Origin of the sequence: Legionella quinlivanii (genome assembly GCF_003265995.1) — a bacterium.
Taxonomy (GTDB): Bacteria; Pseudomonadota; Gammaproteobacteria; order Legionellales; family Legionellaceae; genus Legionella_C; species Legionella_C quinlivanii_A.
This window is the reverse complement of the sequence record NZ_MVJN01000009.1, coordinates 88,751-108,274: the sequence shown is the minus strand read 5'-3', so window position 1 is coordinate 108,274 and position 19,524 is coordinate 88,751. Positions and strand designations below refer to the sequence as shown.

Sequence of the window (19,524 nt, the reverse complement as noted above, 5' to 3'; positions counted from 1 at the left end):
AGATTTAATGCACTCCGTCCTGGATACGGGGTTGTCAGGTCATTTACACATCAAGCACTTTTTGAATCATCTCGCGTTTAGTACTGACACCCAGTTTTATTTTAACCTGATTGATATACTCCTCTACAGTACGTGGTGAAATCGAGAGTACTCTGGCAATCTCCTTGGCTGTAAATCCCTTCACAGTATATTCCAGACACTCCTGTTCTCTCGGCGTTAATGAGGCATCTTCCAGATTCAGTTTAATCGCTGGGTTATCAGAGGTTTTTTCAGGCAAAAGACCTGCATCGGTCAGGCGCATGATGGCATCCGCCAGTGAATGCTCACCTAAAACAATCGATATTCCCAACGTACCCTGTAATTGACAGGCTGAGTCATAACAGGGAAATTTTACGGATAAAAACTGCAGTGATTTACCATCCAGACGCGTATTAAACTCATCAAAAAATTGAATGGTCTCCTGTTTTAAAATCGATTCACAATTATCCAGCAAATGTCTGGCACTGTCTGTGGATACATCGAAAATTGTTTTCCCCACTGCCTGCTCGGGTGACTTGTAACCACAAACTGCGGCCCCTATTTCATTGATTTTAACTGTGGCGCCTCTGGCATCCAGCAAATAGACACTGTAGGGAAGATCAAATAAATCAGCGAAACTGAGCAGCAGTTCAGGGCTTTTATTTTCCATGTTATAAAGCATTAAACCATTTTGATGTTTCGCAACGCCAATAGCATTTAATTCAATAGAATTTGGGAAATAAGGTTTCACATTTTTCTCGTAATGGAGGGAACAATCCTGGCACAGTCTGGTATTCTAACAAATAATGTATTGAGCTGGGTAGCCTTCATCCTGAACAAGGTGATGAACCTTCAGGACGGGCTTCGCCCCTCTTTCAAAAAGCATCTTTTTAAGGTATTACATTAACCCCGCCTACGTACCGCTGAACCTTCGCCTACGTACCGCGACTTGTTCGCGGTATCCAGGAATGTTTGTAAAAGGTTCTAATTTTATCAGCCGGTTTGGAGCTGGATACCGCGAACAAGTCGCGGTACGTAGGAGCTAGAATGCTTGGGATAAACGGAAAGTCGATACTATTTCAAAGTGACCTCCGGAGAGTTTTCAGTAGGAAGAATGGTGAATTTTTTATTAATCTCATTTAGTGCCCGGTCTTTACGTCTTTCAGCAAACTGTTCTGCTGTTTCCTGAATGAGCTTGGTAAATAATGTGGTAGTTGCAGCACTTGAAGGAACTGCAGGAGACCTCGATAGCGGCTCAGGCGTGATCGGCCAATTACTTACAACATCTCCATTTCCTTTCACAAATAATTGAGCCTGCGAGGTATTCCTGAAATAATCTTTGGTAAATTGATGATAAGCAGCTATTAACCCTGAATTTCGGTCGTTCAGAAGGTGAACGTTGTGAGCTATTTCCATGACAAACCGGGCGTCATTATATTCGCTGTCATCTACACTGATTCGATATAGCCACTGCTTTAGATGGCGATGAAGATTTTCAAAGTCCCTATCTTCCAAACCAATTTTTTGATAATTCAGAATCATTTCTTCAAATGATTTACGGCACAGATCACTGACAGGCATTCCCTTACTCCATCGATGTGTTCTTTTTCATTAAATATCAAATTGTGTAAATTTACAACCAAATTGGCTGTTTTAATTAGAAATCGTTCAATAAAGCGAACATAATCTATTGATTTTTTAAATTTTTATTGAATAATGAAAGGTTTATTTTCCAAGTCATTATGCATCATCTAATTCTCGGTTATGGCTATTGCGGATTCTATCTTGCGCAGCATTTATTAAAACAGCATGGGGAAGTCACCGCGGTTTCCAGACATTACGATCCTGCATTATACCTTCCTGGTTTACAGCATGTAGCCGGCGATTTGCTCGATCTCGATATCGAGCAGAAAGAAGAGTTGACCGTCTATTATCTTATTCCTCCTCCTCCCTCTGGAGATTATGACTCGCTTCTTCAGGACTTTTTAAGTACTACAAGCTTAAAGCCCACTAAAATTGTTTACTTCGGTTCCAGCGCTGTCTATGGCAACCATCAGGGTAAATGGGTGGGTGAGCGTGCTAAATGTCGTATACAGCATGACAGGCAACTAAGACGCCTGGATGCGGAACAGCAATGGAAACGCTTTGCCAGAAAAAACAAGGCAGCGTATGTTGTGCTGCGTATTGCCGGAATTTACGGACCTAATCGACTGCCAATAGAAGCAGCGCGCAGCCAGAGCCCCCTTTTATTCCCACAACAAGCCCCTTATACTAATCACATACTCGTCACCGATTTAGTTAAAATTGCCTCACAGCTTGCTGCCAAAAGCAATGTGCAGGGTATTTTTAACATCGCAGACGGGCATCCCAAAAAGATGGGCGCATTGCAGCAACTGGTGGCTCACCATCTCGATTATCCAGCGGCCTCTTTTCAAGCCTGGAATGAGATCTGGGAAACTGCCAGTGACATGAAACGGGAAATCATGCAAAGCTCCAGGCGATTAAGTATAGAATTACTAAAAAAGGAATTAGGGAATGATTTAGTGTTCACTCCCATGACAGCAGGCATTCTTCAAAGTCTGTCATTAATGGCTTAAGGATCAACATGAATATACTGATTGCAGGAGCTTCCGGGCTTATTGGAAAAAAGCTGGTTTCATCTTTTTGTAACGAGCATCAGATCACTGTACTGGGTCGTAATCTGAAAACTCTGCAGATGCAATTTCCCGATTCAGTTAAACACTTGTCCTGGGAACAGCTCGATAATGTGGATCCGAATAGCTTTGATAGCCTGATTAATCTCTGCGGTAGAAATATCTCATCCCTTCGATGGAATAATACCATTAAGCAGGACATCATTAATTCACGCGTTCAATCCAATCGCATCCTGATCAATTGGCTATTAAAATATCAGGCACATCCCCACTACTTCTGCGCCAATGCCGTTGGAATTTATGGTACACAATCACAAAATGACAGCCAGGCCTTTGACGAAAACAGCGCTATTGATGATGAAACACCTCATGATTTTCTAAGCGAGGTGGGCATCCGCTGGGAACAGTCTTTACAGGCAGCCATTGAAGCAGATATACCCGTGACCATCACCCGCTTTGGGGTGGTCCTATCGCCTGATGGCGGCATGTTAAGTCAGCTTGCCCCGGTTTTTAAATTGGGGATTGGAAGTATTTTAGGCAAAGGCCAGCAAGTAATTTCCTGGGTCGATATGCAGGACGTTATTGGGGCTTATAAATTCCTCCTCGCGAATCCAGGCATAACGGGTCCGGTGAACATTTGCTCTCCCGAGCCCGTTACTCAGGAGATTTTTGCAAAAACATTGGCACGCGTTCTGAAGCGCCCTCTTTTATTTCGGATCCCGGCATGGGTTATCAAACTGCTTTTTGGTCAAATGGGGGAATGCCTTCTGCTCAGCGGACAAAGAGTGCTTCCTAACCGCCTGATGGATAATGGTTATCAGTTTCAATATCCTGATCTGGAGGATGCATTGAAACATCAACTCACAAATAAATAATTTACTCACATTGATTATTTTTTTACCAAATGCTATATTCCCCCTCTTCCGCTTCGTCTAATCCATAACGTTTATGACCAGAAAACATTCTCATAAAAAACGCAATCGCCAACTTCAGACAAATACTAGAGCAAAAACTATAAAAACCCGTTCAACCCCAATTGAGAAAGCCAAGGAAGGTAATGAAATCTTTATTTGGGCAAGTATGCTCACCTTACACAAAACAACTTACGGGGTTCTTGAGAAAAACCACCGGGATGTTGCCATTCTTGATAATACTTTGGCAAAAATCAGAAACAGGGAATGGGCGGCACTCGATCTGGAAGTACTGGCCGGTACTAATCCCAAAATCTACAGCGTTCGGATGAACCACTCCGACAGGCTCTTGCTAACCACCGAAATACTCAATGCCAAACCCCGCCTGCTTGTTTTAGAAGTTATTCTTAATCATAAATATGAAACCTCACGTTTTTTAAAATCCCAGATCTTAAAAAACTATTTGCATAACCACAAAGATCAGCTTTGGGAAAAAGTAAAGGCTGAGGATTTGGAAAGGACCGGTCTGGAAGAATTGATTCCTGAAAACCCAAGATTCAAGCCGGTGGAATATCATCACCGATTTATCGAGTTAAGCGAGCTGCAGCAATCTGTCTTTGAGCTTCAAACCCCAATTCATGTAGAGGGTATACCTGGCTCCGGTAAAACGATTCTGGCTGAAACCTTTATCAGAGAAAAGCGCTGGCAAAACAGAGGGTCGCAACAGCCCATTATTTATCTTGCCAAATCAGCGGCGCTTGTTAATCAGGTCAGAGATAAATTATCGGAGTTAATTGATAATACTGATCCCGAGCTCCCTCCCGTCTGGGTCATGACCTATGAAGAATTCGCCGCACTGGATGTACCAGCCGATGAAAATGCACCAAAGCGAACTTTATTTACTGAAAAAGAAGCGGATAAATTCTTTAAAAGCTGGTACGACACGTTCTATGCCGAACAAAAGGTATTGGCAAAAGCGAATCAACAGAGTTTGCATCCATTCATCGCTGATCCGGTCAGACTTTATAATGAATTCAAATTAATCTCAGGCTATACAAAAACTCAGTATACCGATAAAGCCAAACGGATAAGCGAAGTCTCCGCGGAGTTTCGTGAGGCCTTTTTCCAGCATTATAGAAAATTTGAAGCCGCTATTCCCAAAGATAAAATCCATCCGCATTTTTCTTCTCTCAATATTGGAATTCAACCTTCATTTATAGCCGTTGACGAATGCAATGATTTAACCGGCAAACAATTGGCCAATATTTTTGACATTTCTAAAGGTGATGTAGTCTTTTTAGGTGATGGCAATCAAAAGCTCGACGGCAATAAATCCAATGCGAGGCTTATCACAGCACAGGCTCAGAAATTAGGGCATCATCTCAATATCCTGAAATTATCCACTACGCACCGCAGCGCCAAACTTCATAGTAAATTTTTAAATTTACTCTTACAAATCAAATATGAATTAACTGGCGGTATCGGCGAGAAGAATGAAAACAGTTTTATTAAATCTGCAGAAGACGCTGCGGAAGGCGAATTGATTTGGGTTGATCACCTAAGCCCGCTTTTAATCAGCGAGATCAATGAGCTTAAAAAATCGCATAAATTCTGTATTATTGCAGATGATGTTCATAAACCCATGCTGGAGAAGCATTTTCCCGGCTCCACCTTTATTTCACCTGAGGCGAGTAAAGGCCTGGAGTATACCACCACCTTACTGGTTGAACCTTTTTCAGAAGAGGTTTATGAGAAAATCAGTAAAAATTTGCCGAGCGATTTTGAATTTGATGAGAATCAACAACAATTTAACCGGCCCGCTCCGAACAGTGGCGATCCAGAATTTAGCGCTCCCATGCATAAACTGGTGGTCTTATTCTCAAGGTCGACCGCCAATATCATTGTTTTGCGCTCTGGTAATAAAAAGCTAGCGAAATTACTTTCGCCCATGCACAAACTGGGGCGGCGGCTCGCAGAAAATGAAAGCCTCAATATTAAAGACCATAGCGCCTCCACCGAGGAAGAGTGGCTGACTCAAGCTAAGGCTTATCATTCAGAGAATGAATATTTATCGGCCCTTTCCGTCTTGACGAAAGAATTAAACTATTCTGAAGAGAAGGCAAAGCTCATACTGCTCAGTTGGGATAGACCAAAACCCGGGCCCGCTTCTCTCGCATTTTCACCAAGCCCATCAAATATTATCCCAAACCAGGTGCCAGAGGGAAACTCAAAGGAAGCAGCCGTCATACAATCTTCTTTGGTGAATCAAGAGCTCGAAGAGGAGCGCATCAATACTGATAACGTCATTAACAGTTTACTGCTTGCTCAAGAAATAAAGACACTTCGTCAGAATTATTTAAATTGCCTTAAAGGTCTTGCTCCTGATGAAAAAACAGCAGAGCAAAATCAGGAGACCATGGATTGTGTGTGGAATGAAATTTTCACCCATCCCCAATCGATGCAGCTACTGACCGAAGAGGATATGAAATTTCTGAAAGACATTTTTTCCTCTTCGTATTTAGTTAGCAGCTTGTTTAATTATTTTCCCCGGATAGAAAAGGATGATGATACATCTGCTCTGAGTCCGACGGCGACAGAGCGAAAGGACCACTTCTCAGACGCGCTTATTCTCAAAATAGCCCCCCTGATGATAAACCATAAAGATCTCAAAGTCGTTGAGATTCTTAATATCCTGCTTCGTGGTAAACCGCTGACACTATTCAACGAACTATGTTCTTTATACAGAGAAAGTTATCTGAGACGATTGAACCAGCTGGCACCTATTGCAACCTCTAAGTGGCGGGCTGGGGAGGAGTTGTATAGCCTCTGGGAAAATATATTTTCTCATCCGCACTGCACTCAGCTACTGACCCATGATGGAAAAAAGACGAATATGGATTTCTTAGAGAGTATTCTCTCTTCCAAACCTTTAATGCACAGTCTTCTTTATGATTATTTTCCCGTGGTAATAAAGGATCCGGAAAGCTATCCCATTATAACTCCGGATGCGATTGAGCATGCAGTCGAGCTTCCAGATGAATTGGTATTGAAAATTGCATCGCTTATGCTTACACACAACAATCAATTAGCTATTGGTATCTTTCTGGTCCTGCTTCGCTGCAAACCTCATTTGGTCAGCCCCGTCTTTCCTTTATTATGCAAAAACGAAGAGACCAGGAAACAGCTTGATCTACTTGGGTATCCTGATGTCATCAATGGGCGGCCCTTACATGTTTATCTTGATATGAAAATGCTATTTCCTCAAATCCCTAAAAAGCAGCCTCCCCTCTTTCCCAAACTTTGCGAAGATGCCTATGGTATTTATACCTTGCATGCTCTCCAGGGATATGCGGAACTGGAATGGGATGAAGGCTATCTCAGATCAATTTTTACAGGCACTGAACAAGGGCATCTGCTTGCACAGCTTTTTCATTATAACATTGGCGCAGATCTTGTGCTTAACTGGGCGGCAAGATATCCCAGCCTGACACTGTCGATGGAGCGGTTAAGGAAGAAGTACCCTTGTAAAAATGCGCTGCAAACGCCTAAATCCGAAATAGGGTATATGCCTTATGTGGCGTATCACGGCAGCAATTTATTCTATCACATGATTTCTTTTCCAGCCGGTCGTATGTTGTTTAGCATGCTCTCGGTCCCTGAGTTTCAGGCCACTATAACGAAAGAGGATTTATTTACAAATAGCCATCATGACGTCTCTGTCTTTCATCACTTATTTATGAATATAGAAAGTCAAGGTGCTTTATATTGTCTTCTTCATAATCGCCCAGAGTTAATTTCTTTTATAGGCAATAGTCATTTTCATATTCCCAATCCAAAGAAATCAATGCCTCGTTCTTTTGGCGGTATATTGATGTTTGGATTTTGCAGCGAAACGGGCAATAGACTGGTAAATGTCATTCTATCTCACAGACAGGAAGTCCTGCACATGCTCGATACTACGCTGCTGATAACCCATCTTGAATCAGGCAGAAGAGACAGTAGCAGGCGATCCGCTACCCAACTCTTCCCGCCGGAAGAGTACTTTTTTGAAAATCTAATCGCTATTCTGAACCTGGATCTGTTAAAGCTTTTTTTACAAAGCAAACACACAAAATTTCTCACTGAAATTAACCCAAAGACTGATAAACCCTATATCTATCGCACACTGCAGATCTGTTCCGCCCAGCAACTTGAAGCCATACTGGAATGCCCCTGGATCGCTTTGAAAAATATTTCCGGACAAGGCAGCCATTCTGTTCTCAAAATAATTAGCGAGCGCCCGGATAAAGCGCAGCTCCTGCCGATTGTGGAGAAACGCATTGCAGTCTTAATTGAGAAATTAAAAGAGACTTTGCAAAAGAAAACCCCGTCTCCTGTGCTCACGGAGGGATTATTCAGCGAGAAGAACTCAACCAGGTCATCCGGGAGAAAAGCGAAGAAAATGGCAATGGAGGAAACAGAAAGGAATCAGTCCGCGGTTAACGAGCTGAGATAAACATCGGCCAGGGCGCGCGCAGGCGAAATCTCATTTCAAATAGAGCGCTGTGCCAAACCATGTATAGATTTCCGCCTGCGCGGAAATGACAATATATTTTATTCGCAGAACTTAGCTATTCTATGCAACCTGTGTCATTCCCGCGCAGGCGGGAATCAATTTTCTGGCACGATCCTAATAGATTTTATTCAAACGTTCAGTTTAAATAATCCACTTCAATAATGTCATATTCCACCCTGCCCCCAGGTGTTTCCACGACCACTGTATCGTCAATCTGTTTGCCAATCAACGCCCGGCCGATGGGAGAGCTGTAGGAAATTTTATTCGATTTAATGTCAGCTTCGTCTTCACCGACTATCTGATAACTGAGTTCATTACCTGTCTCTGTATGACAAATCGTTACAGTAGCGCCGAAAACTACCTTGCCATTATTTTCAAGCTTACTGATATCCACAATCTGAGCATGAGAAATTTTGGCTTCAAGCTCCTTGATACGTCCTTCTGTAAAGCTTTGCTGCTCACGCGCTGCATGATACTCTGCATTTTCCTTTAAATCGCCAAGCGCTCTGGCAGTTGCAATCGCCTCGATGATTTGCGGGCGCACAACGCTTTTTAAATGAGATAATTCCTTCTTCAGTGCCTCTGCACCTGCAATTGTCATTGGATGCTTATGCATATCCACCTCTAATGTAAATCTTGTAAACGAGTAACCGTTTCACGGTCTTCATATTTCATTGCCAGACAAGCTGCCTCGGCACCTGACAAAGTCGTCGTATAGCTCACTTTATGTTGCAAGGCATTTCGACGAATTGCAAAGGAGTCGGCGGCGGCCTGCTTTCCTTCTGTGGTATTGACGATAAAATCAATTTCATTATTCTTAATGAAGTCCACCACATGCGGTCTTCCTTCTGCCACTTTATATACTCTGCGGCAGTCAATCCCTGCTGCATGCAATACCAGGGCTGTACCCCGAGTTGCAATAATTTCAAACCCCAATTGAATTAAACGCTTTGCAATTTCACCAATTCGGGTTTTGTCCGCATCCCTCACTGACACAAAGGCACGGCGTCGTTTAACGATGTTACCACCAGCTCCAAGCTGTGCTTTCGCATAAGCCTGTCCAAAACGCCTGGCAATTCCCATCACCTCGCCTGTCGATTTCATTTCAGGTCCCAAAATGGAGTCAACCCCAGAGAATTTAATAAACGGAAATACAGGCAGCTTAATGGAGTAAAAAGCCGGCATCGGATAATGCTGACTCAATCCTTGCTGCCTTAGAGTTTGCCCTAATTTGCAGCGCGCTGCAATTTTTGCCAGAGGAAGGCCGGTGGCTTTGGAAACAAAGGGGACCGTTCGAGAGGCTCTTGGGTTCACTTCCAGCACATAAATATCATCGGCCTGAATAGCAAACTGCGCATTGATCAAGCCAACTACCCCTAATTTCAGAGCCATTTGTCTGATTTGTTCAATCAAGTCCTGCTGAACTACCGAACTCAGGCTAAAAGGCGGTAAAGTACAGGCTGAATCACCGGAATGAATACCGGCCTGCTCAATATGTTCCATGATCCCGCCAATCATAACGTCCTGCCCATCACAGACGGCATCAATATCTACTTCAATGGCATCATTTAAAAATTTGTCCAGCAATACCGGAGAATCGTTGGAGACCGCTACAGCGTGTTCGAGATAATAGCGTAAGTCCTCTTCCTGATAGACGACTTCCATTGCCCGCCCACCCAAAACATAAGATGGTCTTACCACCAATGGATAGCCGATGCGTTTTGCAACTTCCAGAGCTTCTTCCGTACTGCGTACTGTGCCATTGGCTGGTTGGTGCAGATTAAGCTCCGCTACCATTTTCTGAAAACGCTCTCTATCTTCCGCCATGTCGATAGCGTCAGGTGATGTTCCTACAATGGGTACACCATTCGCTTCCAGATCCCTTGCCAGTTTTAGAGGGGTTTGGCCGCCGTAATGCACAATAACACCCATGGGTTTTTCAACATCCACTATGGATAACACATCTTCCAGAGTAAGGGGCTCAAAATACAGACGATCCGAGGTATCAAAGTCGGTGGAAACCGTTTCCGGGTTACAATTGACCATGATGGTCTGGTAACCTTCTTCCCTCAATGCCATCGCCGCGTGGACGCAGCAGTAATCGAATTCAATTCCCTGACCAATTCGATTGGGTCCCCCTCCGAGAATCATCACTTTTTTTGCATCAGATTCAGCCCGGGCTTCACAGCCGTCCTCATAGCATGAATATAAATAGGCGGTGGAACTGGGGAATTCGCCCGCACAGGAATCGATGCGCTTGTAAACCGGTTTCACCCCTAAAGCCAGCCGATGCTGACGTACCTGCTCTTCCCGGCAATATAAAATTTTCGCAAGAAACGCATCAGAAAATCCATGCCGTTTTAATTGCAGAAGCTGCTGTTGATCGAGATCAGTAATCGTCTTTCCGTAAATTGCCCGCTCCTGCATAACCAGATCCTGAATCTGGTACAGGAACCAGGCATCTATTTTGCTTTCCAGCTGAATTTCTTCCAGCGTTAAATCCTGACGAAATGCGTCGGCAATATACCATAGGCGATCCGGAGTAGGCTCGCGTAAATGCCCTCTAAGCCGGCTTAAATCTTCCCCTTTCTTAAACAGACTGTTTAAACCATTGCGCCCAATTTCCAGACCACGTATTGCTTTTTGCAATGACTCCTGAAAATTACTGCCAATCGCCATCACCTCACCGACTGATTTCATTTGAGTGGTCAGGGTTGTTGAGGTCTGGGGGAATTTATCAAAGTTAAAGCGCGGAATTTTAGTTACCACGTAATCAATACTGGGTTCAAAGGAAGCTGGCGTCTTGCCGCCAGTAATTTCATTATCCAACTCATCCAGGGTATAACCAACCGCCAGTTTTGCCGCAATTTTAGCAATTGGAAAACCGGTTGCTTTTGAGGCGAGAGCCGAGCTTCTGGAAACCCGGGGGTTCATTTCAACAATCAGCATTCTGCCGTCTTCAGGGTTGATGGCAAACTGGACATTCGAGCCTCCAGTGTCCACACCCACCGCCCTTAATACCTTAACGGCGGCATCACGCATACGCTGGTATTCTTTATCGGTCAATGTTTGCGCAGGAGCGACAGTGATAGAATCCCCGGTATGCACACCCATTGGATCAAAATTTTCAATAGTACAGACGATAATGCAATTGTCGTTTTTGTCCCTCACAACCTCCATCTCGAATTCTTTCCAGCCGAGAACGGATTCATCGAGTAATAACTCATGCGTAGGCGACATATCCAGACCGCGCGTACAAATCTCTTCGAATTCCTCACGGTTGTAGGCGATACCGCCGCCACTGCCGCCCATAGTGAATGAGGGTCTGATAATGGTTGGAAAACCTAATTGAGCCTGAACCTGAATCGCCTCCTCCATGCTATGAGCGATTGCCGATCTTGGCATTTCCAGGCCAATTTTTTTCATCAGCTGACGAAAACGGTCACGGTCCTCGGCGCGATCAATCGCCTCCTTGGTCGCACCAATCATTTCAACAGCGTATTTTTCGAGGATACCGTGTTTCGCCAAATCAAGCGCACAGTTTAAAGCGGTCTGACCACCCATAGTGGGCAAGAGTGCATCGGGCCGTTCTTTTTCAATAATTTTGGCCACTTCCGGCCATAGGACAGGTTCAATGTAAGTTGCATCGGCCAGTTCCGGATCGGTCATTATGGTTGCTGGATTGGAATTAACAAGAATGACGCGATAGCCTTCTTCTTTCAAAGCACGCACAGCCTGCGTACCTGAGTAGTCAAATTCACAAGCCTGACCGATTACAATTGGGCCTGCACCGAGAATCAAAATGGATTTAATATCTGTACGTTTTGGCATGACAACTTAGAAAACGGTTTGAGTGACCTATTCTAACGATTTTAGTTAAAAGATCCTATCTTATCTTTATTTTTATAATAAACCTCTGAACTTCCCCCAGGCCAGTCCCATCAGTTCATGCAAGGCAATATTGAGAAACACCATATTCTGCGCATTTGGGATAATTGTTTTTTGCCAGCGCTCATCTCCCCAATACAAGGTAAAATCGGTAGGTGCGGCAATAGGATGCAAGCCCTGGGCTTTGCAAAGTGCCATTGCTCTTGGCATATGAATAGCCGAGGTTACCAGATAAAAGGGTTTATCCCTGACCCAGGTTTTTATGGCGGCAGCCTGATCGGCAGTATTCAATGAGCCTGTTTCTATCTGCAGCCTGCTGGTATCCACTGGATATAGCAATGCGAGTTTACGCATGCGAAACGCTTCGGCTTTTTCCTGACCATAGCCCCCGCCTGAGAGCAGCAGATTGATGGAAGCGCTTTGCCGCCACAAACGCAAGCCTTCAAGGACACGTTTGACCGAGGCCGAATATAGTAAGGATTGTTGCGGTAAGCCTTCGATTTCGGTCTGTCCGCCGCTAAGCACCACTATCCATTGGACTTCCGGGTTAATTTTCTTAACCGGGGGATATTGTTTTTCGAGCGACTGGGTAAGAAACTGCGGCAACCAGCCGGTGCTTATCACTAGCAAAAGAATAAAAAAAATACTAAATCCAATAAAAAGACGCCGTGACTCAGTCGATTTTCCCAGTTTATAAAGTAAAAAAGCAAAGAATAAAATCAATAAAAAAAATGGATTAGCCACTGCTTCAATCAAATGACGAATAACCATTATCTAACTCGTTTCATCAGATACAGGCCTAAAAAGGCGAATAAAACTGTTGGTCCAAGTGCCGCTACCACAGGAGGCCATTGGAGTACCTGGCTCACCGGACCAAAAAAACGGTTAATGATATGAAAACCAAAGCCCATAGTTGCTCCCGCCAGTAATTTTGACCCCATTGTTGAAGAGCGCAGCGGCCCAAAGATAAAGGGAATGGCAAGAATCATCATTACCACAGTGGTGAAAGGCTGAATAATTCGCTGCCAGAAGGCGAGTTGGTAATTTAATGCCGTCTGATGATTTTGTTTCTGAGCCCGCAGATATTGCCGGAGTTCCTTCAAGGTCATCTCATCCGGTTCACTGCTGCTGACATTGAGAATAGACGGTTTGACAGCGACATCCCAGGGCATTTTATCGATATGCTGAATCACTGTATGATCTTTACTAATCAAGGTCTGCGAGATATTCTCTGCCCACCAGCTATTATCATAAAATTTTACCGTCCAGATTTGACGTGCAAAAACCATCTGGTGATGTTCGTCGAAATGATACTGTCTCACATCAACCAGCGTATTATCCTGCTGCACAGTTCCAATGGTAATAAAATCATTCTGATAACGAAGCCAGACGCCGTGAGAGGTTCTAAGAGCCTGTCCGCCGCTAATGGCCTGCACTTTGACATCATTCGCATAGTAAGCAAGCTTTGGCACTATGGTTTCGCCAATAAGTGTGACCAGAACAATCAGGATGAGCGACGCTTTCAGAACTGCCATTGTAATCTGGCCAATCGACATCCCTGCCGCCCGCATTACCACCAGCTCACGATTGTTGGCCATAACCCCAAGCCCAATCAATGATCCTAATAAGCTTGCCATTGGGAAAAAAAGATAGACCTGATAAGGCATTTGCAATAACACATAAATGGCCGACTGAATAATTCCGAAATCCCCGCGGCCCAAATCTTCAAGCTGGTTGACCATAAGAATAAAGATTTGCAAACCCGCGAGTAGCAGCGTGACCAGGCCAATAGCCAGCAGAACATTTTTAGCGATGTAGCGATCCAGTAATTTCATGCCAGCTTCACCCTGTTTCGCCAGATTAACAACAAACCAATTGCAGCCACAATCAAATGCAGCCACCACATCCCTACCCAGATCGGTAATTTTCCAGCGGCAATCCAGTCACGGGCGACAAACATGAAATTGGCATAAATAATAAAGAGTACAATAGCGGGTAAGAGTTTGGCATATTTCCCCGAACGCGGATTGACGCGGCTTAAAGGCACTGCAACCAGCGTTAATGTCAGCACCATCAGCGGTATGGAAATCCGCCACTGAAGCTCAGCCGCTTTTTTGGGATCGGAATTAAACCAGGGGAATAAGGAAGCAGTCGTTGCGGTACGCATGTCATTGTCAATTTTAATATCAGGATGCGGCAGTCTGGCCTTGTATTCCTTAAACTCAGCAACCTGATAATCCGCATGACCGGGTTGCCCCTGATAAATACTGCCATTTTGCAAAACTAAATAATCTTCCAGGGTTTCGGGATCGGTCTGTGCATAGGCTTGCTCTGCCCATAAAATATCCCATTGAAATTGATAATCCTTAATGACCTGCCTGGCCAGAAAGATATTTTTTGCCTTGCTGTGATCACGGCTCATTGATTCCACATAAAACACTTCCTTGCCGCCGGAAATACCGCGAAAACGCCCGGGAACAATCGTCTGGATTAAGGTTTGTATTCCAGTTGTACGCAGTAACTTTCCTCTTTCTGTGGCGATTACAGGACTCACCCACATGGTCAGCGCGGTGACAATGACGGTGACAATAATTGCCAGAATGAAACTGTGTTTCAATAATTGTGAATTCCCATATCCGCAAGCCTGCAAAACGGTCATTTCACTCTCCGCGTAAAGGCGGCCATAAGCAACAAGCAGTGCTACGTAAAAGCCCAATGGCAGAAGCAATCCCATCAGATTAGGTAATTCAAGCATCATCAGTTTCATGATGATGACAATCGGGATTTGCCCGCTGGCAGCGCGATTTAAATAACGGACAAACTGATTACTCATGAAAATGAGCATTAAAATGCTGGTAAGTGATGCCAGTGTAATAAAAACTTCTTTTGCCAGATAACGGAATATAAGCACGACCTTCGGTCTCTATATTAATTAAGCATATTACTGAGACGAATTCCTGCTCTGCGGCAGGCTGCAATTTAATGCCTGGTCTCGAATAATTAAAACCATTTGAATGATATCCAAGATTGGGTAAACTACCAGTTTTTGCGTCTTATAGGAAGTCAAATGAACTACGGATTAATCCAATCATTGCAGGATGCGTCAGATGAATGCCTGGTGCTCGGTGTTTTTTCGGAAAGCAGAGCCGATGAATTTTCCACTATCGATGATGCCGAGCTGCTCGCCTTGCTGCCTCGGCTTATGACTAAAATTAACGAAGCAGCTGACAGTGTCTGGCAAAGCGATATCAACGGCCGCTCCTTATTGCTGCTGCATTGCGGTAAGCAGGCTGAGTTTAAAGCCTCTTCACTGCGAAGACGTGTTGAAGAAATCACAATGGCACTGTTAAAGCAGAAAATCAAAAAAGCCTGTATAGCCCTGCCTGCAATTAACAAACAGGATGCTGACTGGCAGCTGACCCAGATGCTGCTTGCAGTGGACAGCCTTTGCTATCAGTTAACTGATTATAAAACCCGGCAAAAAAAACCGCATAGCCTGGAGGCGATTGATTTTTACCTGCCAAACACCAGTGATACTGCATTGTCGACTGCGCAATCAATTGCTGAAGGCATCCGGTTAACCCGTCGTCTGGCCGACTTGCCGGCCAATCACTGCACTCCCAGCTTCCTGGCAGAGCAGGCTCAGAAACTGGCCGAAGACTATTCACAGATAAAAACGCGTGTTCTTGGTATTCCCGAAATGACTGAGCTGGGCATGGGTGCCTTGCTGGCCGTCAGTAAGGGAAGTACTGAAGAGCCTCGCCTTATAGAACTGGCTTATAATGGCAATGGCAATCAGGCCCCTGTTGTTCTGGTAGGCAAGGGCATTACTTTCGACTCTGGCGGACTGTCAATTAAACCCGCTAATGCAATGGACGAAATGAAATACGATATGGCGGGAGCAGCCAGTGTTCTTGGTACCCTGAAAGCCTGTGCAATGCTGAAACTGCCGATTAATGTGATTGGTTTAATTGCTAGCGCTGAAAATATGCCAAGCGGCAGCGCTGTCAAACCTGGCGATATTGTGACCAGCATGTCCGGGCAAACCGTGGAGATTTTAAATACTGATGCCGAGGGCCGTTTGGTACTGGCGGATGCCCTCACTTATGCTGAACAGTTTAATCCCGAACTGGTCATTGATATTGCCACACTAACTGGTGCGATGGTTATTGCATTAGGCACGATCACTACCGGGTTTATGACTTCCGATGAAGCATTGGCAGAACAAATTATTGCCGCCTCATCACAAAGTGGCGACAAATGCTGGCGCATGCCTCTCGATGAGGAATATCAGGATGCTCTCGATAGCCCGCTGGCGGATATGATCAACGCCTCATTTGACCGAAGCGCCGGAGGCATCACCGCAGCCTGCTTTCTCTCCCGTTTCACTAAAAAATACCGCTGGGCGCATTTGGATATCGCAGGCACGGCCTGGGTTTCCGGCAAAAAGCGCATCGCAACCGGCCGGCCCGTTCCTTTATTAATTCAGTTCTTACGCCATGTCGCCAGTTCGCGTTGATTTTTATTTATTAGGCAGCAGTGACAAGCAAGCTGCTTTGCAGTTTGCTTGCCGTCTGTTAGAAAAAGCCTATTTACGAGGTCATCAGGTGTTTGTTTTTTGCAATAACCGGCAAGAAGCAGAAAGCCTTGACGAGTTGCTGTGGACTTTTAAGGATGACAGCTTCATTCCTCACAATCTACAGGGCGAAGGTCCTGAGCCTCCGCCGGTTATTCAAATTGGCTATCAGCAGGAGCCGCGGGGGTTTCATGATATTTTGCTGAATCTGTCCGATGAAATTCCAGGCTTTTTCCCAAAATTCAAACGCGTGATTGAATTGGTTGTTGATGAGGAGCAGGCTAAAACACTAAGTCGTTCTCATTTTCGCCAGTATCGGAGCGCAAATTGCGAAATAAACACCCACAATGTGTAGAGGAAGCGGGCGGCTTCCTCAGATATATTCATTATTCAATACAATTTGTAAACCAGCAGCCGTCAGCGATAAGAATTTATAACCGGGATCAATAGTAGTACGCTCAAGCCATTCATTGGCGATACAGGCATCCGCCAGCTTTTGCATCGCTTCTACTGAGACGGGCTCTCCAAGTTTGTCACTCAATTTGCTGGCAGCCTCTTCTTCAAGGTCAAGAAATACCTGTTCGCGAGTGACCCCTCTGGCAACCATTTCGTCGTAAAACATTTTTAAAATATCCACTTCGTTCATGATTGTTTTTCCTGTCTTTTTGTTAATTGTAAACCAATTTTGAGAAAACAGCCGGCCGAGTACAATTCAGGACTTGTCAGCCCTTTTATATTGGTCCAAACTGAAAAGTTGAACATCATAGAATAAGGTAGATCAGATGAAAAAGGACAGTCTTGCTGATGTACGTAACACTCAGTCCAGTCGCGGATTTTTCGGACAAATCGATAACCGCCAGGCCTCTCTGGAAATCAAAATCAGCGATGAATATCGAGGAGTGATCAAACAATATTATCAGGCCACCCATTATGTGACGAAAAATTTTATTGTCAGTCAGCTTTCGCGTTTACGCCTGGAACACGAGCAAGAGGCGCAAGCCTATCTTGAGTGGTTTGAAAATAACCTGGAGAATCTGACAGTCAGCGACTTTGGAAAATTAGAGCTGTTTGAACAGGCAAAGCCTATGGAAAAAACAGCCTGAGGTCATGAATTTTTAAGTATAATCAGAGCAAACCAGACCCATATAGGCTTAGCCAATCTGGTTTGTGTCAAAACTTGTAAAAACAAGGCTACTTGTTGAAAAAAATCGTTTTATAGTCAACCATTAAGATATAGCGCCCCAGAGTAAAACCTCATGAGTGAATCTCGACTGGTTTATATTTTAAAACGGATTCGATATTTTATTTCTCCGCCTACTGATATCTATGCGCCCAAAATCCCCATGATTATTGATAAGGACGTGAAAATACGTCTGCGAGACGGGATTTTGCTCAGTGTTAATCTGTATCGTCCAAATGACCATTTAAAGCATCCGGTAGTGATTTGTTTTCATCCCTATGACAAAGACCAGTTACCCAAAAAATCATTATTTGGGCGTTATAAGCCTCTAAAAGCCTATCGATTCATGCGTCAGCCAAGCCCTTTGCATTTCTCCTCTTTAACTGGCTGGGAAGCCCCCGATCCCGATTTCTGGGTCAAAAATGGGTATGCAGTCATCAATGGGGATATGCGCGGCGCCGGAAAATCAGAGGGAAAACTTGATTTACTCAGTGATACCGAAGCGCAGGACTATTATGAACTTATCGAATGGGCTGCAGAGCAATCCTGGTCCAATCAAAAAATAGGTTTAAACGGCGTTTCCTATCTGGCATTGAGTCAATATCGGGTCGCAGCCTTGCATCCTCCCCACCTGGCCGCGATTTGCCCCTGGGAGGGATTCAGTGATGTATATAAAGACCTGGCACGCCCGGGCGGAATTCGTGAAGATGGCTTTTATGCATTTTGGACGCACATGATAAACCCTGAACTGCGAACGCAGCAAATGCAACGCATTACAAGAGATAGCTGGTGGCAAGCCAGGGTACCTGATCTAAAGGCGATTGAAGTGCCTGCGCTTATCTGCGGAAGCTTTTCAGATCAATGTCTGCATACGAATGGCTCATTTCGTGTGTATGAACAGATTCGGTCAAAACATAAATGGCTGTATACCCACCGAGGGGGTAAATGGTCCAGTTATTACAGTGATGAAGCACTTGAAACTCAGCTGCATTTTTTTGACTTTTTTCTTAAAGACAAGGAAAACAACTGGCTATCAACACCAGGTGTTCGCCTGGAAGTTCGTGAAAACCGTGATCAGATACATAGTACCAGCTACCACAATACCTGGCCTTTGCCTGACACCCAATGGCTTCCTTTGTATTTGCATCCCGAAACTCAGACCTTAAATGAAAATCTTTCCGTTGAAAAGAATCATCAGGATTTCTCTCTGCCTGATAATAACTTGCGATTCACTTTTACCTGCCCTTTTGACTTACAGATTATTGGCCCGATGAAACTTAAATTGTGGCTAGAGCTGATCGATACTCAGGATATGAACCTTTTTGCAGGCATTCGCAAGTTTTATCAGGATGAGGAAGTTTACTTTGAAGGAAGTTATGGATTTGGCTTTGATATTGTGAGCAAAGGCTGGCAAAAAGTATCCTTGCGTAAAATTGACAAAACAGAAAGTGTTTTCTGGAAACCGGAACATCGCTTTGAGGAGCAGCAGTTTCTGAAATCAGGCGAGATTGTCTTGGCTGAACTTTCACTGCTTCCCTCCGCCACTTTCTTTAAACAGGGTGATCAATTGCGGCTGGAACTGCGAGGAAAATGGTTTTTCTCCCAGAACATTTTCTTATCCCAACTGGGTAAATATGAACCGAGTCAAACAGGCTTATGCCGCATTTATGGCGGAGAAGAATATGACAGTCATTTACTGATTCCCTTAGTTAAACCGTTTAATTCCAATTCATAGTGGAGAA

15 protein-coding genes are annotated in these 19,524 nt (G+C 44.4%); 7 read left to right on the top strand and 8 right to left on the bottom strand.

The genetic code is table 11. The annotated features are described in order from the left end of the window. Window positions 1–43: 43 nt before the first annotated feature. The gene (locus B1207_RS12385; protein ID WP_112220272.1) at window positions 44–769 is read right to left on the bottom strand and encodes a helix-turn-helix domain-containing protein; all 726 of its coding nucleotides are present in this window, start codon (window positions 767–769) and stop codon (window positions 44–46) included. Window positions 770–1,092: 323 nt separating this feature from the next. Beyond that, window positions 1,093–1,599, bottom strand: coding sequence for a hypothetical protein (locus B1207_RS12380; RefSeq protein ID WP_112220271.1), 507 nt, complete (start codon window positions 1,597–1,599; stop codon window positions 1,093–1,095). Window positions 1,600–1,760: 161 nt separating this feature from the next. Between B1207_RS12380 and B1207_RS12375 the strand changes: the two genes are divergently transcribed. The 3 genes from B1207_RS12375 (at window position 1,761) to B1207_RS12365 (ending at window position 8,078) form a co-directional block, all read left to right on the top strand. Then, window positions 1,761–2,615 carry an SDR family NAD(P)-dependent oxidoreductase gene (locus B1207_RS12375; protein WP_112220270.1) on the top strand — a complete coding sequence of 285 codons (855 nt, stop codon included), beginning with the start codon at window positions 1,761–1,763 and terminating at the stop codon, window positions 2,613–2,615. An 8-nt stretch (window positions 2,616–2,623) separates the two neighbouring features. Then, entirely contained in the window at window positions 2,624–3,547 is a 924-nt protein-coding gene (locus B1207_RS12370; RefSeq protein WP_112220269.1) for a TIGR01777 family oxidoreductase, read from the top strand. 73 nt (window positions 3,548–3,620) lie between these two features. Beyond that, window positions 3,621–8,078: a hypothetical protein gene (locus B1207_RS12365; protein WP_112220268.1), complete on the top strand. Its 4,458-nt coding sequence runs from the start codon at window positions 3,621–3,623 to the stop codon at window positions 8,076–8,078. A 196-nt stretch (window positions 8,079–8,274) separates the two neighbouring features. On the opposite strand, the gene greA is transcribed toward B1207_RS12365, so the two are convergent. The 5 genes from greA to lptF all read right to left on the bottom strand — a co-directional run bounded on the left by greA (window position 8,275) and on the right by lptF (window position 14,937). Further along, window positions 8,275–8,754 carry a transcription elongation factor GreA gene (gene greA, locus B1207_RS12360; protein WP_058507908.1) on the bottom strand — a complete coding sequence of 160 codons (480 nt, stop codon included), beginning with the start codon at window positions 8,752–8,754 and terminating at the stop codon, window positions 8,275–8,277. A gap of 8 nt (window positions 8,755–8,762) precedes the next feature. Then, window positions 8,763–11,969 carry a carbamoyl-phosphate synthase large subunit gene (carB, locus tag B1207_RS12355; protein ID WP_112220267.1) on the bottom strand — a complete coding sequence of 1,069 codons (3,207 nt, stop codon included), beginning with the start codon at window positions 11,967–11,969 and terminating at the stop codon, window positions 8,763–8,765. A gap of 72 nt (window positions 11,970–12,041) precedes the next feature. Then, window positions 12,042–12,797: a YdcF family protein gene (locus B1207_RS12350; protein ID WP_253255862.1), complete on the bottom strand. Its 756-nt coding sequence runs from the start codon at window positions 12,795–12,797 to the stop codon at window positions 12,042–12,044. Further along, on the bottom strand, window positions 12,797–13,861 hold the full coding sequence (gene lptG / locus B1207_RS12345; RefSeq protein WP_112220265.1) for an LPS export ABC transporter permease LptG: 1,065 nt from the start codon (window positions 13,859–13,861) through the stop codon (window positions 12,797–12,799). Before lptG ends, B1207_RS12350 begins: the two co-directional genes overlap by 1 nt. Continuing rightward, window positions 13,858–14,937 (bottom strand): LPS export ABC transporter permease LptF, encoded by a 1,080-nt coding sequence (lptF, locus tag B1207_RS12340; RefSeq protein WP_112220264.1) that lies wholly within the window; start codon window positions 14,935–14,937, stop codon window positions 13,858–13,860. The genes lptG and lptF overlap by 4 nt, the downstream gene beginning before the upstream one ends. Before the next feature lie 156 nt (window positions 14,938–15,093). On the opposite strand from lptF, the gene B1207_RS12335 reads away from it, so the two are divergent. Both B1207_RS12335 and B1207_RS12330 read left to right on the top strand, forming a co-directional pair. Next, on the top strand, window positions 15,094–16,545 hold the full coding sequence (locus B1207_RS12335; RefSeq protein WP_112220263.1) for a leucyl aminopeptidase: 1,452 nt from the start codon (window positions 15,094–15,096) through the stop codon (window positions 16,543–16,545). Continuing rightward, window positions 16,526–16,957: a DNA polymerase III subunit chi gene (locus tag B1207_RS12330; protein ID WP_112220262.1), complete on the top strand. Its 432-nt coding sequence runs from the start codon at window positions 16,526–16,528 to the stop codon at window positions 16,955–16,957. The genes B1207_RS12335 and B1207_RS12330 overlap by 20 nt, the downstream gene beginning before the upstream one ends. 18 nt (window positions 16,958–16,975) lie before the next feature. Here the strand turns inward: B1207_RS12330 and B1207_RS12325 are convergent, their stop codons facing one another. Next, a complete protein-coding gene (locus B1207_RS12325) occupies window positions 16,976–17,248 on the bottom strand; it encodes a hypothetical protein (protein WP_112220261.1) in 273 nt (90 codons plus the stop codon). Window positions 17,249–17,384: 136 nt separating this feature from the next. Between B1207_RS12325 and B1207_RS12320 the strand changes: the two genes are divergently transcribed. Together B1207_RS12320 and B1207_RS12315 are read left to right on the top strand one after the other, a co-directional pair. Beyond that, window positions 17,385–17,705: a hypothetical protein gene (locus B1207_RS12320; RefSeq protein WP_112220260.1), complete on the top strand. Its 321-nt coding sequence runs from the start codon at window positions 17,385–17,387 to the stop codon at window positions 17,703–17,705. A gap of 153 nt (window positions 17,706–17,858) precedes the next feature. Next, window positions 17,859–19,517, top strand: coding sequence for a CocE/NonD family hydrolase (locus tag B1207_RS12315; RefSeq protein WP_112220259.1), 1,659 nt, complete (start codon window positions 17,859–17,861; stop codon window positions 19,515–19,517). The last annotated feature ends 7 nt before the right edge of the window (window positions 19,518–19,524 follow it).

Coding starts and splice junctions, on each gene's coding strand:
- B1207_RS12380 (WP_112220271.1), bottom strand. CDS start 1,599: ATGCCTGTCAGTGATCTGTGCCGTAAATCATTTGAAGAAATGATTCTG.
- B1207_RS12375 (WP_112220270.1), top strand. CDS start 1,761: ATGCATCATCTAATTCTCGGTTATGGCTATTGCGGATTCTATCTTGCG.
- B1207_RS12370 (WP_112220269.1), top strand. CDS start 2,624: ATGAATATACTGATTGCAGGAGCTTCCGGGCTTATTGGAAAAAAGCTG.
- B1207_RS12365 (WP_112220268.1), top strand. CDS start 3,621: ATGACCAGAAAACATTCTCATAAAAAACGCAATCGCCAACTTCAGACA.
- greA (WP_058507908.1), bottom strand. CDS start 8,754: ATGCATAAGCATCCAATGACAATTGCAGGTGCAGAGGCACTGAAGAAG.
- carB (WP_112220267.1), bottom strand. CDS start 11,969: ATGCCAAAACGTACAGATATTAAATCCATTTTGATTCTCGGTGCAGGC.
- B1207_RS12350 (WP_253255862.1), bottom strand. CDS start 12,797: ATGGTTATTCGTCATTTGATTGAAGCAGTGGCTAATCCATTTTTTTTA.
- lptG (WP_112220265.1), bottom strand. CDS start 13,861: ATGAAATTACTGGATCGCTACATCGCTAAAAATGTTCTGCTGGCTATT.
- B1207_RS12335 (WP_112220263.1), top strand. CDS start 15,094: ATGAACTACGGATTAATCCAATCATTGCAGGATGCGTCAGATGAATGC.
- B1207_RS12330 (WP_112220262.1), top strand. CDS start 16,526: ATGTCGCCAGTTCGCGTTGATTTTTATTTATTAGGCAGCAGTGACAAG.
- B1207_RS12325 (WP_112220261.1), bottom strand. CDS start 17,248: ATGAACGAAGTGGATATTTTAAAAATGTTTTACGACGAAATGGTTGCC.
- B1207_RS12320 (WP_112220260.1), top strand. CDS start 17,385: ATGAAAAAGGACAGTCTTGCTGATGTACGTAACACTCAGTCCAGTCGC.
- B1207_RS12315 (WP_112220259.1), top strand. CDS start 17,859: ATGAGTGAATCTCGACTGGTTTATATTTTAAAACGGATTCGATATTTT.